The 14,129-nt window shown below is 71.2% G+C and carries 10 protein-coding genes; 5 read left to right on the forward strand and 5 right to left on the reverse strand.

Translation table 11 applies throughout. The features are described from left to right. Positions 1-41 precede the first annotated feature (41 nt). From AC07PR_RS03365 to AC07PR_RS03380, 4 genes are all read right to left on the reverse strand, one after another. The gene (locus tag AC07PR_RS03365) at positions 42-1,670 is read right to left on the reverse strand and encodes a DHA2 family efflux MFS transporter permease subunit (protein ID WP_495134405.1); all 1,629 of its coding nucleotides are present in this window, start codon (positions 1,668-1,670) and stop codon (positions 42-44) included. Beyond that, positions 1,667-2,914, reverse strand: a complete 1,248-nt coding sequence (locus tag AC07PR_RS03370; protein WP_495134406.1) for an HlyD family secretion protein — start codon at positions 2,912-2,914, stop codon at positions 1,667-1,669. Before AC07PR_RS03370 ends, AC07PR_RS03365 begins: the two co-directional genes overlap by 4 nt. A gap of 96 nt (positions 2,915-3,010) precedes the next feature. After that, complete coding sequence (locus AC07PR_RS03375) at positions 3,011-4,474, reverse strand: efflux transporter outer membrane subunit (protein ID WP_495134407.1); 1,464 nt, start codon at positions 4,472-4,474, stop codon at positions 3,011-3,013. A gap of 74 nt (positions 4,475-4,548) precedes the next feature. Beyond that, positions 4,549-5,073 carry a MarR family winged helix-turn-helix transcriptional regulator gene (locus tag AC07PR_RS03380; protein WP_483106259.1) on the reverse strand — a complete coding sequence of 175 codons (525 nt, stop codon included), beginning with the start codon at positions 5,071-5,073 and terminating at the stop codon, positions 4,549-4,551. 285 nt (positions 5,074-5,358) lie between these two features. Between AC07PR_RS03380 and AC07PR_RS03385 the strand changes: the two genes are divergently transcribed. Further along, positions 5,359-7,098 carry an ABC transporter transmembrane domain-containing protein gene (locus AC07PR_RS03385; protein WP_377161946.1) on the forward strand — a complete coding sequence of 580 codons (1,740 nt, stop codon included), beginning with the start codon at positions 5,359-5,361 and terminating at the stop codon, positions 7,096-7,098. A 195-nt stretch (positions 7,099-7,293) separates the two neighbouring features. On the opposite strand, the gene AC07PR_RS03390 is transcribed toward AC07PR_RS03385, so the two are convergent. Then, complete coding sequence (locus AC07PR_RS03390) at positions 7,294-8,028, reverse strand: response regulator (protein WP_377155269.1); 735 nt, start codon at positions 8,026-8,028, stop codon at positions 7,294-7,296. A 198-nt stretch (positions 8,029-8,226) separates the two neighbouring features. On the opposite strand from AC07PR_RS03390, the gene AC07PR_RS03395 reads away from it, so the two are divergent. The 4 genes from AC07PR_RS03395 to AC07PR_RS03410 all read left to right on the forward strand — a co-directional run bounded on the left by AC07PR_RS03395 (position 8,227) and on the right by AC07PR_RS03410 (position 14,019). After that, on the forward strand, positions 8,227-8,604 hold the full coding sequence (locus AC07PR_RS03395; protein WP_495134408.1) for a response regulator: 378 nt from the start codon (positions 8,227-8,229) through the stop codon (positions 8,602-8,604). 70 nt (positions 8,605-8,674) lie between these two features. Then, a complete protein-coding gene (locus AC07PR_RS03400; protein WP_495134409.1) occupies positions 8,675-11,329 on the forward strand; it encodes an ATP-binding protein in 2,655 nt (884 codons plus the stop codon). Positions 11,330-11,353: 24 nt separating this feature from the next. Further along, entirely contained in the window at positions 11,354-12,541 is a 1,188-nt protein-coding gene (locus AC07PR_RS03405) for a hypothetical protein (protein ID WP_495134410.1), read from the forward strand. Beyond that, positions 12,538-14,019, forward strand: a complete 1,482-nt coding sequence (locus tag AC07PR_RS03410; protein ID WP_495134411.1) for a hypothetical protein — start codon at positions 12,538-12,540, stop codon at positions 14,017-14,019. The genes AC07PR_RS03405 and AC07PR_RS03410 overlap by 4 nt, the downstream gene beginning before the upstream one ends. The last annotated feature ends 110 nt before the right edge of the window (positions 14,020-14,129 follow it).

The following is a 14,129-nucleotide window of genomic DNA, read 5'->3' on the forward strand; positions in this document are numbered from 1 at the left end:
TCGACGTTGGGGCGATATCTGTCGCCTCGGCGATCGATTCGTCAGTGCGCCCCGCCCGCATCCACCGGCGCGCCCATCTTCGGGGGCCGCTTCGTGAGCCACACGAAGGCGATCAGCACGACGAACAGCACCGCGGACGCCAGGAAGATGTCGTCCGCCGCCCGCGTGAACGCCTGCTGGTCGACCAGCCGGTTCAGGTAGGCCAGCGCCTGGTCGTGGCTGAAGCCCTGGCGCTGCAGCGTGTCCAGCGCCGCCGTCTCGGCCGGATCGCCCAGCGACAGCCGCTCCGCCAGGTGATGGTGGTGCAGCGCCGCCCGGTTCTCCCACAAGGTCGTGGAGATCGACGTCCCCATCGCGCCCGCCGTGATCCGCACGAAGTTCGACAAGCCCGCCGCCGCGGCGATCCGCTCCGGCGTGATGCCCGACAGGGTCAGCGTCGTCAGCGGGATGAAGAAGAACGCCAGCGCCCCGCCCTGCAGGATCGTCGGGATCATGATGGTCCCGAGGTCCGTGTCCGTCGTGAACACCGACCGCATCCACAGCACGATCGCGAACATCACGAAGGCGAAGCTCGCCATCATCCGCGGGTCCCACACCGAGACCTTCTTCCCCACCACCGGCGACAGCAGGATCGCCAGCACGCCCACCGGCGCCAGCGCGAAGCCCGCGGCGGTGGCCGTGTAGCCCATGTGCTGCTGCAGCCACAGCGGCAGCAGCACCACGTTGCCGAAGAACAGCCCGTACGCGATCGACAGCACCGAGGCGCCGAACAGGAAGTTCCGCCGCGCGAAGAGCCGCAGGTCCACCACCGGATGCTTGTCCGTCAGCTCCCAGACGATGAACACCGCCAGGCCCACGACCGCGATCACGGCCAGCGCGATGATCTGGTTCGACTCGAACCAGTCCAGCTCCTTGCCCTTGTCCAGCATCACCTGCAGCGAGCCCACCCACAGCACCAGCAGCGCCAGCCCGATGGTGTCGATCGGCAGCTTCTTGGTCGGGGTCTCGCGGGTGCGGTAGATGCTCCAGGTCAGCCCGGCCGCAAACAGCCCCACCGGCACGTTGATGTAGAAGATCCACGGCCAGGTGACGTTGTCGGTGATCCAGCCGCCCAGCAGCGGCCCCACCACCGGCGCGACCAGTGTCGTCATCCCCCATAACGCGAGCGCCGTGCCCGCCTTGTGCTTGGGATAACTCGACAGCAGCAGCGTCTGCGACAGCGGGATCATCGGTCCCGCCACCAGGCCCTGGAACACGCGCGCCGCCACCAGCATCTCCAGCGAGTGCGCGAAGCCGCACAGCCAGGACGCCAGCACGAACAGCAGCACGCTGGTCGTGAACAGCCGCACCGCGCCGAAGCGCTGCGTCAGCCAGCCGGTCAGCGGCACCGAGATCGCGTTGGCCACGCCGAAGCTCGTGATGACCCAGGTGCCCTGCACCGGGCTGACGCCGAGGTCCCCGGCGATCGCGGGCAGCGACACGTTCGCGATGGACGAGTCCAGCACGTTCATGAAGGTCGCCAGCGACAGCGAGATGGTGCCCAGCACCAGCGCGGTGCCGGTCAGCGGCGCGGGACCGGCCGGCGGCCCGGAAGGCGCCGGCGATGCCTGCGGCGAGGCGGGCCCGGGGGCCGCCGGCGCGCCGGGCGCGGTTGGAGTGGAGTCGCTCATTGCACGCGCGTGGTGGTCGTCTTGGCCGCGGCCTTGCCGAGGTTGGTCGCGATGATCTTGTTCACCTGCTCGTCGGCGGCCTTCTCCTGGACGTCGAAGATCGTCGTCTGCAGGCGCGGCGCGCTGGCGCCGGTCGCGGCGGCCAGCATCGCGCCGCCCTGGTCACGGATGTCGACCTGCACGTCCATCGACAGGCCCACGCGCAGCGGATGCTCCTGCACTTCCTTCGGGTCCAGCGCAATGCGCACCGGCACGCGCTGCACGACCTTGATCCAGTTGCCGGTCGCGTTCTGCGCCGGCAGCAGCGCGAACGCCGCGCCCGTGCCGGCACCCAGGCCCTGCACCGTGCCGTGGTACTCGGTCTTCTTGCCGTAGACGTCCGCCTCCAGCGTCGCCTTCTGGCCGATGCGCAGCTTGGCCAGCTGGCTTTCCTTGAAGTTGGCGTCGACCCAGACCTGCTGCAGCCCGACCACCGCCATCAGCGGCGCGCCGGCCGCGACGCGCTGGCCCAGTTGCACCGAGCGGCGCGCGACCCAGCCGTCCACCGGCGCGATCAGCTCGGCGCGCTGCAGCGAGAGGTAGCTCTCGCGCAGACGCGCGGCGGCGCGCAGCACGTTCGGGTGTTCCTCGACCTTGACGCCGTCCGTCAGCACCTGGTTGGAGGTCAGTTGATCCTTCGCGGCCTGCAGCGCCGACTGCGCGGCGGCGGCTTGCGCACGGGCCGAGGTCAGTTGCGACTGCGCGTGTTCCAGCTCTTCCTTGCCGACGGCGCCGGTGGCCACCAGCGGCTGGCGGCGCGTGACGTCGGATTGCAGGCGATCCAGGTCGACGGAGACGCGCTTCAGGTCGGCCTCGCGGACCTTGACCTGCGCTTCGAAGCCGCTGTTGTTCGCGTACAGCGTGCGGACCTCGCGGACCGTCTGGGCCAGTTGCGCCTGTGCCTGCTCCAGCGCGACGCGGGCATCGACCGGATCCAGGCTCACCAGCTTCTGGCCGGCCTTCACGAAGTCGGTGTCGTCGGCATAGACCGCGCGCACCGTGCCGCCGACCAGCGGCGTGATCTGCACGACGTTGGCCTGCACATAGGCGTTGTCGGTGGACTCGTAGCGGCTGCCGACGATCCATTCATACCCGGCGTAGGCCAGGCCCGCCACGATGACGGCGGCGGCGATGATCGTCAGGCCCTTCTTGCGGGAGCCGTTCTTGGCGGGAGCTTGCGTGTTGGTCGGGGGCGTTGCGCTCATGGTGTGCTCTTCGGGATTCTTGTGATTCGGGGCTCGTCAGCGGCATGACCGCCGGCGTTTCAATGTCGTGTTCGATGCCTGTCGGAGGAACCGGTGTCAGCGGCGATCGGCGGAGGCGGTCGTCTGCGCGGCGTCCCGGGTAGGCTCGGCATAACCGCCCCCCAGCGCGCGCATCAGGTTGATCTGCGCATCGACCGTCAGGGCTTGCAGGTCGATCCGGCCGCGCTGCTGCAGCAACTGGTTCTGCTGCGCGCTCAGCACCGCGATGCGGCCCGTCAAACCGGCGCGGTGGCGCTGATCGGCCAGCGCGGCCTGGCTGTCGGCGTTGGCCACCAGCGCGTCCTGCTGCGTGCGCTGCTGGCGCAGCGACTCGAGCGTGGTGAACTGGTCGCTGGCGTCGCGCACGGCGTCCAGCACCGCGACGTTGTAGCTCGCGATCGCGGCGTCCTGCTCGGCGGCGCTGCCGCGCAGGTTGGCGCGCAGCCGGCCGCTGTCGAACAGCGGCAGGTGCAGCGCCGGACCCGCGCCGTACTGGCGGCTGCCGCTTTTGAACAGCTCATCCAGGCCGATCGAGTTCAGGCCGACGAAGGCCGTCAGGCTCACGCTCGGATAGAACTGCGCGCGGGCGACGCGGATGTCCTGCGCCGTCGCCTCGACCCGGGCGCGCGCGGCGGCCAGGTCCGGGCGGCGGCCCAGCAGGTCCAGGTGGGGCGCCTGCTGCCAGTCGAGCGCGACCGGCAGCGCGGCCTCCAGCGAATCGGTCGCCTTCGGGCCCTGCCCCGTCAGCGCGGCGATCTGGTGACGCAGCAGCGCCTGCTGCTCGCGCAGCACGACCTGCTGGCGCTGGATGTCGGGCAGCGGCGCCTCGGCGACGCGCAGGTCCTGGCCGTTGTCCAGGCCGGCGGCGCTGCGCTGGCGCACGAGTTCGAAGGACTGGTCGCGCAGCGTCTTCTGCTGCTCCAGCAGACGGCCCTGCGCCTGGCTGCGCGCCAGCGCGACGTAGGCCTTGGCCACGGCGTTGGACACGCTCAGCCGCGCGGCGGCCGCGTCGGCCTCGGCCGCGCGTTGCTGGCCGAGCGCGGCCTGCAGCGCCGCGTCATGCTTGCCGAAGAAGTCGAACTCGTAGCTCAACCCGGCCTGGATGTTGGCCAGCGTGCGGACGCTGCCGGCCAGCGGCGGCGGGTAGATGCCGTTCTCGGTGATGCGCTGGCGGGTCACGTCGGCCTCGAGCTCGGCTGCCGGACGCTTCGCGGCCTCGGCGTTCTCGGTCATCGCCGCGGCGCGGGCGATGCGGGCACGGGCCAGTGCCAGGTTCGGCGAATTCGCGATCGCCTGGTCGACCAGCGCATCCAGTTGCGGATCGCGGAAGGTCTTCCACCAGGACGCGTCGAGCGCCTGGCTCTGGCCGGCGTCGAGGCCCAGACGGGCGGCTTCGGCGCCGTCGATCGGCCGGCCGGGTTCGGCCAGCTTGGGGATGGGCGCGCAGGCGGTGAGCACCATCAGCAGCGCCGCGCCCATGGCCAGGGCCAACGTGGTGCGATGAAGGAAACGGGAGGTCATCGGAGGTTCCTCAGGACTGTTGTTCTTGTGGGGAGAGCAGGCAATGGAAAAGGTCGGCATCGGGTCCGTCGCGATCATTCGAACTTGTCGACCAGCGTGGACGACTCGCCCGTCAGGTCGGCGTCGCGGATGCCCTGGCCGTTGACGACGATGCGTTGCAGCAGGCCGATCAGCGTGCGGAACTCCTGGTCGGTGAAGCCGGCCAGGTGGTCGTTGAACACCTTGGACAGCACGCCCGGGGCGGCCGCCATCGCGTTCACGCCGACCTCGGACAACGACACCATCACCACGCGCCGGTCCTCGACCGAGCGCTCGCGGCGCACCAGGTTCTTCGCTTCCAGCCGGTCCAGCAGCCGCGTCATCGCGCCGCCGTCCATCGCCAGCTCGCGGGCGAGCGCGGCACTGGACATCGGGCCGTTGAAACGCAGCCGCAACATCGGCGCCCATTGCGCGTGGGTCAGGTCGAGTTCGCCGAGCATCTTGTCGGCCTGCAGCACCATGGACTGCTTGATCTGCCGCAGCAGCCAGCCCAGGCTCGGCTCCGACGTGAAGCTGTCGGCGCTGTAGAAATCGGCGGGCGGGGGCAACTTGGCACTCATGACGTCGTCTTTCATGACTTCGGATTTCCGGGATGGCGCTGACGGAAATGCTTGATGACAATTATTGCTTAGGCAATGATTGCCTTGCCAATCACTGCCTGGGATGGACTTTCCGCGTGTAGGGACATTCCCGCAACACGCGGCCCCTAAACTGACCTCATGTCCGCCATGTCCCCTTCTTCTCCCGGCTCGTCCCCCTCGGCGACGGCCTCCCGCCACCCCGAACCGGCGCCCTCTTCGAGCGGACAGGCAAACGCCGTGCGCACGCCGCCCCCCTTGCGGGCGATGGGCCCGGCGCTCTGGCCCTTCCTGCGGCCATACCGGGGGCGGATCGCCGCGGCGATCGTCTTCCTGGTCCTGGCGGCGGCAGCGACGCTGGTCTTCCCGCTCGCGCTGCGCCAGTTGATCGACCAGGGCCTGGTGTCCGCCGATCCGGGCGACCGGCTGATGGCATTGCGCGAGCATTTCGTCTGGCTGTTCGCGACCGGCGCGGCGCTGGGCGTGTTCTCGGCCCTGCGCTTCTACGCGGTGACCTGGCTGGGCGAGCGGGTCAGCGCGGACCTGCGCACCGCTGTCTACAGCCACGTGCTGCGCCAGAGTCCCGAGTTCTTCGAGACGACGCAGACCGGCGAGGTCATCAGCCGCATCACCACCGACACGACGGTGATCCAGGGCATCGTCGGCTCCAGCCTGTCGATGGGGCTGCGCAACGTCATCATGGGCCTGGGCGCGGTGGCGCTGCTGATCTTCAGCAATCCGTGGGTGATGACGCAGGTGCTGGGCATCCTGGTGCTGGTCGTGGCGCCGGCGATGTTCTTCGGACGCCGCGTGCGGCGGCTGTCGCGGTCGAGCCAGGACCGCATCGCCGACACCAGCGCGATCGCCGCGGAGATGCTCAACGCGATCACCGTCGTGCAGTCGCATGCGCAGGAGGCGCGCGAGGCCGTGCGCTTCGACGCCGCCAGCGAGGCCGCCTTCGACACCGCGCGCAAGCGGACCAAGGTGCGCTCCTTCCTCGTCGCGTTCATCATCACGGCGACCTTCGGCGCGCTGCTGTGGGGGCTGTACCAGGGCACGCAGGCGGTGATGGCGGGCAAGATCTCCGCGGGTCACCTGGGGCAGACGGTGGTCTACGTGATCCTGCTGGTGTCATCGGTGGCGGTGCTGGCGGAGGTCTGGGGCGACCTGCTGCGCGCGGCGGGCGCGATGGAGCGGCTGATGGAGCTGCTCGCGGCGCAATCGCCGGTGGCGGACCCGGCGGCGCCGGTCGCCCTGCCCGCCTCGACCGGCCCGGCGCGCGTGGCCTTCGAACAGGTCCGCTTCCACTACCCGTCGCGCCCCGACCGCGCCGCGCTGGAGGACTTCACGCTGCGCATCGAGCCTGGCGAGACCGTCGCGCTGGTCGGCCCGAGCGGTGCTGGCAAGAGCACGGTGCTGCAGCTGCTGCAGCGCTTCTTCGACGTGCAGTCCGGCAAGCTGCAGCTGGATGGCGTGCCTGTGGACCGCGTGAAGCTGGCGGACCTGCGCGGCCGCATGGCGCTGGTGCCACAGCAGAGCGTGATCTTCTCGGCCAGCGCCTTGGACAACATCCGCTACGGCCGCCCGGACGCGAGTGCGGAGGAAGTCATCGCCGCGGCCAAGGCCGCACATGCCGACGAGTTCATCCGCCAACTGCCGCAGGGTTACGACAGCTTCCTGGGCGAGCGGGGCGTGCGCCTGTCTGGCGGCCAGCGTCAGCGCATTGCGATCGCGCGGGCGATGCTGCAGGACGCGCCGCTGCTGCTGCTGGACGAAGCCACCAGCGCGCTGGATGCGGAAAGCGAGCGGCTGGTCCAGCAGGCGCTGGACGAGGCGATGCGTGACCGCACGACCCTGGTCATTGCGCACCGTCTCTCGACGGTGCAGCGTGCCGATCGCATCGTGGTGATGGATCATGGTCGCATCGTCGAGCAAGGCACGCATGCCGAGCTCGTGGCGCGAGGCGGCCTCTACGCACGCCTGGCCGCATTGCAGTTCAACGCATGACGGAGGCTGCTCCGTCGATGGCAGTGCGCGAGGCTGCCCGAGGCCGGCGGCGGAGCCCGCTTCCAGGACTGACCAGGCGCGTTCTGTCTGAGAGCAGCGAACCGCAGGTGAGCGGATCGAGTTGAGCGCCCTGGCGGGCTCCGCCGCCGGCCTCGGGCAGTCTCGCGCGGGCTCTCCCTCGCCCCGCTCCCCGGGTTACTCCAGCACTTCCACCGGCACGCTGAACACGTACCCGGCCCCGCGCTCTGTGCAGATGTAGAGCGGCTGTGCTGGATCGCTTTCGATCTTGCGCCTAAGCCGCAGGATCTGGACGTCGATGGATCGGTCGTAGACCTCGGCGCCGTGAAGGCGGGAGAGGTCGAGCAGTTGATCGCGGGTCAGCACACGCTGGGGCGATGAGCAAAGCGCCTGAAGCAGGTTGAACTCCCCATTGGAGAGTTCCACGCGCGCGCCGTCGGGCGCGGTGAGCCTGCGGCTGCGAACGTTCAACTCCCAACCGTCGAAGCGATAGCCGCGTCGACGCTCGTCGCGCGCCGGGACGGCCTCCCGCAGCAGCTGATAGCGCCGCAGCACGGCGCGGATGCGCGCAAGGAGTTCCCGCGAGCTGAAGGGCTTGTTGATGTAGTCGTCGGCGGCCAGCTCCAGCCCCATCACACGGTCGGCCTCATCCTGCCGGCCGGTGACGATGATCACCGGCACCTGACTGCTCTCACGCAGCGTGCGCGCCAGCTGCATGCCGTCCTCGCGGCCCAGCCGCAGGTCCAGCAGCACGAGGTCCACCAGTTGCGCCTGCATCACGGCCTGCATCTCCGCGCCCGACCCCACCGCGGTCACGCGCAGGTCGTGCTCGGTGAGGTAGTCGGTCAGCAGCTCGCGGATGGCCGGGTCGTCGTCGACCGCGAGGATGTGGGGCGTGGTGGTCGCATTCATGGTGGCGGCCCGAAAGCTATCACGGGTTCTTCACGCGGCGGAAGCCACGTCCGGGTGTCTCCGCATTTCAGCTGTAACGCAGGAAATCTCCCGGAAATGATGGCGGAACAGCGCCCGGCGCCAATAGCGTCATTCCCGCCCTTGCGCGCAGGCTCTGCCCCGGACTTCCGGGACGGCCCCGCCACCCGCGCCCCGCCGATGTTCACCGTAGTTGTTCTTGACGACAATGCCGCGATCCGCGAACTGATCTCCGAGTGGCTGGCCGCCGCCGGGCACGACGTGATGGACGCTCGAACGATCGCCGCCTGCTGCGCCGCCGGAGAATCCGGTGCCGAGGCCGTCGGCCTGGTGCTGCTGGACCTGCCGATGCTGCGCGACGGCGTGCGCACGCTGATCGAGCGCGTGCGCGCCACGTATCCGCGCGCGGCCCTGCTGGGATTGTCGACGCAGGTCTCGGAAGCGCTCGGCGCCGCGTCGCCGGCCGCCCGGCAGCTCGGCCTCCAGGGCCTGCTGCCCAAGCCCTGCCTGCGCGAGGAACTGCTGGCCGCCGTCCGCCCGCTGCTGCGCAAGGACTGACCCCCTGCCCCGCCCACACAATCCACCCCGTCCGCCCCTTCAACGTCCACGCCGGCTCCCCTTCGCCCCCATGACCGAAACCCGCTCGCTGCGCCGTTGGATCGCCGTCGTCGGAAGCGGCGTGATCCTGGCGTTCGCCGCCTCGTCCGCCTATGACGCGTGGCGGCTGCACCAGCAGGTCACGCAGTCCACCGGCCGCGAGCTGAGCAACCTGGCCCGGGCGCTGTCGGAGGAAGCGGAGCGCAGCCTGCAGGCCGTCGACCTGCTCCTGACCGACACGGCGATCTGGTACCGCGACAAGGGTGCCAGGCAGACCGGCGCCGACATCGAAAACGCGCTGCGGATGCGCGCATCGGCCACCCCGCAGGTCAGCGTGCTGACGATCACGGATGCCGACGGCCGGCAGCGCTACCGCTCGCGCCAGACCGGCGAGCCGCTGGCCGACGTCTCCGACCGGCCCTACTTCGAGACGCAACGCGACTCGCGCGTGGCCGGCCTGTTCATCAATCCGCCGATCGTGACGCGGTCGGAGCGCCGCGCCGCGCTCGTCGTGTCGCGGCGGCTGGAGACGCCGAGCGGCGCCTTCGCCGGCGTGGTGACGGCCATCGTCACGCTGGACGAGCTGCGCGAGGTCTACAACGCGATCGACCTCGGCGCGGGCAGCGCCTTGATCCTCACCTTCGACGACGGCAGGCTGGTCGTGCGCCAGCCGCCGGACCCGCGCGCCGACGGGCAGGTCTTCAGCGACCTGACCTCGCAGCAGGCCAGCGCACCGCGGATTGCGCGCAGCCCCGTCGACGGGCGCGAGAAGTTCATCGTGTCGCTCCCGGTCTCGGACCGGCCGCTGATGATGTCGGTGACCAAGGACGCGCACGAGGCGATGGCGCCGTGGCGCGCGGAGATGGTCGGCCTGGCGCTGCGCACGCTGGCGCTGGTGGCGGTGGGCCTGCTGACGATGAGCCTGATGCTGCGACAGCTGCTTCGCGTCGAGCGCGGCGAGCAGGCGCTGCGCCGCAGCGAACAGCGCTACGCGCTGGCGATGGAGGCGGCCAACGAAGGCCACGCCGAGTGGAACCTGCAGGAGAACAGCTTCTTCGCCTCGGAGCGCTGGCTGCGCCTGCACGGCGCGGCGCCGTCGGCGCGGCCGATGGAAGCCCGCGCGCTGTTCCTCTCCCTGGATCTGCATCCGGACGATCGTCCGGTCGTCACGGACAGCTTGCACGAGCACCTGGCGGGCCGCACGCCGGAGCTCGACATCGAGTACCGCGTCCGTCTTTCCGGCGGCGGCACACGTCCCGCCGATGAGCGCCGAGACAGCGCGAGCGGAGCGAAGCACGAGGTCGGGAATGAAGCCGCGAATGAAACCCTGAGCGACACCCTGGACGACGGCGAGGACGACACCGTCTGGCGCTGGCTGCACCTGCGCGGACGATGCCTGAGCGACGCGGCGGGCCGGCCGACGCGCTTCTCGTGCGCCGCGATGGACATCACGCCGCGCAAGGACGCCGAGGCCGAACGCGAGCGCCTGCAGGCCCAACTGCGGACCGCGCAGCACATGGAGTCGCTGGGCACGCTGGCCGGCGGCATCGCGCACGACTTCAACAACATCCTGGGCGCGATCCTGGGCCACGGCGAGATGGCGCAGCGCCGCGCCGGCACTGCCAACGCCGACCTGGCGCGCCACCTGGACCGCATCATGCAGGCGGGCGCGCGGGCCCGGCTGCTGGTGCGCCGCATCCTGGACTTCAGCCGCAGCGGCGTGCATGACCGCAGCCTGGTCAACGTCGACCAGGCCGTCGAGGAGGCGCTGCAACTGGTGACGCCGACGCTGCCCGCGGACGTCGAACTCCACACCGCGCTGCGCGGCGGCAACGCCGGTCTGCTCGGCGACGTGCTGCAGATGCAGCAGTTGGTCAGCAACCTGTGCAGCAACGCCGTCGGTGCGATGCCTGGCGGCGGGCGGCTGGGCCTCAGCGTCGACGTGCTGGTGCGCGCGCAGCCCGTGCTGCTGAGCCACGGCACGCTGCCGCCGGGCCGGTACGCCGAGGTCCGCGTCTCCGACACCGGCACCGGCATTGCGCCGGACGTCTACGGCCGCATGTTCGATCCGTTCTTCAGCACGAAGGCGGTCGGCGAAGGCACGGGGCTGGGCCTGTCGGTCGTGCACAGCATCGTCGCCGACATGGGCGGCGCCATCGACGTGCGCACCGAGCCGGGCCGCGGCAGCAGCTTCGCGCTGTGGTTCCCGGTGGCCGGCGAAGCGCCGCGCGCGCTCCGGTCGAACGACGCGGAAGCGCCGCCGCGCGGCGACGGCCAGACGCTGCTGATCGTCGACGACGAGGCGCCGCTGCGCGAGTTCGCCGAGGAACTGCTGGCGGAACTCGGCTACGAGCCGGTCGGCTTCCCGAGCGCCGAGGCCGCGCTCGTCGCCTTCGAACGCGCGCCGCAACGCTTCGACGCGGTGCTGACCGATGAGACCATGCCCGGCATGAGCGGCGTCGAGCTGGCCAAGCGCCTGCTCGCGCAACGCCCCGGGCTGCCGGTGCTGGTGATGAGCGGCTACGGCGGCGAGGAGCTCGAAGCCCGCGTCGCCGCCTCCGGCGCGCGCGAGCTGGTGCGCAAGCCGCTGAGCGCGGCGGAGCTCGCGCAGGCGGTGGCCCGCGTGCTCGACGCATCGGCGGTTTCAGCTGAAACGTCCGGGTCGCCGGGGGTAACCGCGCGGTAGCCGCACCGCCGCACGATGCGGCGCATGGACACGCTGAACCCCGGCGCTGCCGTGGCCCCTCGCTGGGCACACCGTGGTGCACTCGTGCTGCTGGCGGCGCTGACCGCGACGACCCTCGTCGCCGTCCGCGCCGACCGCCCCTGGCCCGACCTGGCGCCGCTGCCGGCCTCGCGACGCGCGGCGTTGCTGCTGTCGGTCAGCGACGGCCTGCTGACCGCGCCGCTGCGCATCGTCGATGAACGCGACGACGGCCAGCTCACGCCCACGCAGGCCGCCTTCGCCGTGCAGGCGAGCGCCGAACGCGCGCGCAACGCCTTCCGCAAGCTCGGCGACGACCGTCCTCATGAACCCTCGCCTGAACTGACGACGGCGACCTCCGCCGCCGCGGCGCGGATCCGCACGCTGACGCTCGCGCTGGACCGGCTGGCCAACGGCCTGCGCGCCGACGACACGGCGGCGGTGCGGCACCTCGTCGCGACGCAGTTGGCGCCGGCGACCGTCGATGTCCAGCGCGCGCTCACCGATCTGGCCGCCGCGCAGTCGGAGGCGGAGCGCCGACACCAGGCCTGGGCCGCCGATCACGGCGACCGCGACCGCGCGCTGATCGACGCCGCGCTGGCGGCGGGTTGGGCGATGACGCTCGGGCTGCTGTGGCTGTCCAGCCGGCTGCGACGCCAGACCGCCGCGATCGGCGCGATGCAGGCGCGTTTCGAGGAGCCGGCCTGGCGCGATGCGCTGCGGCTCGGCGTGACCGGCGAGGCGCTCGAAGGCATCGGCAACGCGCTCGTGCGCGCGGGCGCCGCGGATCTCGTCTGCGTCGCGCGGACGGGCCCGGGCGCCGACGCGCTGCATCGCCTGCTGATCCGTCAGGTGGCGGCGCGCACGGGGCTGATCGATCCGCCGTGGGTGGGCGACCTGCTGTTGCTGCCCGGTCGCCAGGAGGTGCTGCGCGCGCTGCGCGCCGGCGAGCCGCAGGTGCTGGGACGACATCTCTCCGACCTGGGGACGACCTTCGCGTGGCGCGGCTGCGCGACCTGCGCGCGGGCGCTGCTGCTGCCGATCTGGCACGGGCCCGCCTGGTACGGCTGCCTGGCGCTGTTCTCGACATCGGCGGACGCCTTCGATGCCGGCGAGGTCCAGCGGCTGCAGGCGATCGCCGATGCGATCAGCACGACGCTGGGCCGGGATTCGCAGCTGGGGCATTCGACATGAGCGCCGCCGGCAACCCGGGCAATTCAGGCAAACCGCGCGACACGGGCAATCCAAGCAATCCGGGCAGGTCGGACGAGCCGGGCAACCCCCGCAGCGTCGATGACTCCGCTGGTGCATCAGCGCCGGAGAACTCCACGCTCGTCGCCGCGATCTCCGCACTGGCGGCGCGCCCCGGCGCCCGCCTGGGCATGGCCGGACTGGTGCTCGGCGCTGGCGTCGCTGCCTTCGGCACGGGCATGGCCCGATTCGAAGCCGGCATCGAGACCGACTTGCGCGTCATGCACGGCCTCGATCGGCTCGATCGCCTTGTCGACGAAGCCGGCGCGCAACTGATGCGGGCGCGCGTCGCCCCGCGGCGCGAGATCGACGCCGGCACCCGCGGCGCTTTCCATCGCCTCACAGCCTTGAGCTTCCAGGCCGAGCAGACGCGCAGCGACCTGATCGCCGGCGTGCGCGGCGGCACGTCGCGCGCGGAGATGGCGGACATGCTGTCGGCCGACCGACGCCTGTGGGACCTGCTGGCCGACGAGAGCGGCCTCGTGCGCGAGGGTTCGGTGGCGATGGCCACGCGTTTGCACGGGGACAGTCAGCGACAGGCGTTGGACGCCGCGCTGGCGGAACGCAAGACCGTGCGCGAGACGTATGTGACCCGCATGCGCGAAGCGTCGCATGACACCGCGGGCAGCTCGCGGGCCTGGGCGGTCGGCGGCCTCGCGGCGATCGCGCTGCTGGTGGCCGCCGCCGTTCGCGGTGTGCGACCTCGACGCACGTCGGCGAAGGATCCGTCGGACGCTTCAGACGCATCCCCCGGCGCGGCACCCCGCGTCCGGCCCGATACCACCGATCTCACGCTCGCCCAAGCCGCCGCCCGTCGACTCGAGGACGGGACGGCGGCGACGCTCGCCGGGCTGGAAGCGCGGATGGCACGGCTGGCCTGGCTGGAACTCCAGTCGGCCGGACACATCGCGCGCCTCGGCACACCGGGCCCGCGTCCGCAAGCGCTGGACCGGGCGGGCGCGCGCGCCAGCCTGCACGCGCTCGACATCGGCCTGCGCGACGCGATCGCGCAGGTGGAAACGCTGATCCACATGAGCAATGCGCTCGACGATCTCGTCGTCCAGCGCGGCAGCGCGGTGCGAAACGAGGCGGCTGCCGCCACCGCCAACACCGCCAACACTGCCGACATGACGGCCGAGTCAGCCGCGATCGCTCAGGAATGGAACCGCCTGCTGGCGCTGGCCTCGGCCGGCGCGGCCGCGGCCTCGCGCGTCGCGCATCAGACGCTGGACCGCCTTGAGATCAGCGCCGCACTGCTGGGCCGCTGGATCGGGCTGGTGGACGAAGCCATCGCGCTCGCCGAGCAGTCCGGCCTGGCGCCGCTGCCGGCCGAGGCCGGCTCGCTCAAGCCGGCAGACGCCGCCACCTTGTGGCAGGCGCTGGGCCGCGTCCGCGCACGGCTGAAGCGCGCGGCGGCCTGAACCTTCCGGAGACCGCGGGCACGACCCGCGCCATCAACACCCTGCCCGGTCCGGTCCGGGGATCCAGGCCGTCGAGTCGTTCGATCTCCTCCAGCGCGTCGATCACATCG

It is taken from the genome of Roseateles sp. GW821-FHT09H11 (assembly GCF_059415845.1).

What these genes read in the sequence shown, in the direction of transcription:
- AC07PR_RS03365 (WP_495134405.1), bottom strand. Translation starts at nt 1,670, where the DNA reads ATGAGCGACTCCACTCCAACCGCGCCCGGCGCGCCGGCGGCCCCCGGG.
- AC07PR_RS03370 (WP_495134406.1), bottom strand. Translation starts at nt 2,914, where the DNA reads ATGAGCGCAACGCCCCCGACCAACACGCAAGCTCCCGCCAAGAACGGC.
- AC07PR_RS03375 (WP_495134407.1), bottom strand. Translation starts at nt 4,474, where the DNA reads ATGACCTCCCGTTTCCTTCATCGCACCACGTTGGCCCTGGCCATGGGC.
- AC07PR_RS03380 (WP_483106259.1), bottom strand. Translation starts at nt 5,073, where the DNA reads ATGAGTGCCAAGTTGCCCCCGCCCGCCGATTTCTACAGCGCCGACAGC.
- AC07PR_RS03385 (WP_377161946.1), top strand. Translation starts at nt 5,359, where the DNA reads ATGGGCCCGGCGCTCTGGCCCTTCCTGCGGCCATACCGGGGGCGGATC.
- AC07PR_RS03390 (WP_377155269.1), bottom strand. Translation starts at nt 8,028, where the DNA reads ATGAATGCGACCACCACGCCCCACATCCTCGCGGTCGACGACGACCCG.
- AC07PR_RS03395 (WP_495134408.1), top strand. Translation starts at nt 8,227, where the DNA reads ATGTTCACCGTAGTTGTTCTTGACGACAATGCCGCGATCCGCGAACTG.
- AC07PR_RS03400 (WP_495134409.1), top strand. Translation starts at nt 8,675, where the DNA reads ATGACCGAAACCCGCTCGCTGCGCCGTTGGATCGCCGTCGTCGGAAGC.
- AC07PR_RS03405 (WP_495134410.1), top strand. Translation starts at nt 11,354, where the DNA reads ATGGACACGCTGAACCCCGGCGCTGCCGTGGCCCCTCGCTGGGCACAC.
- AC07PR_RS03410 (WP_495134411.1), top strand. Translation starts at nt 12,538, where the DNA reads ATGAGCGCCGCCGGCAACCCGGGCAATTCAGGCAAACCGCGCGACACG.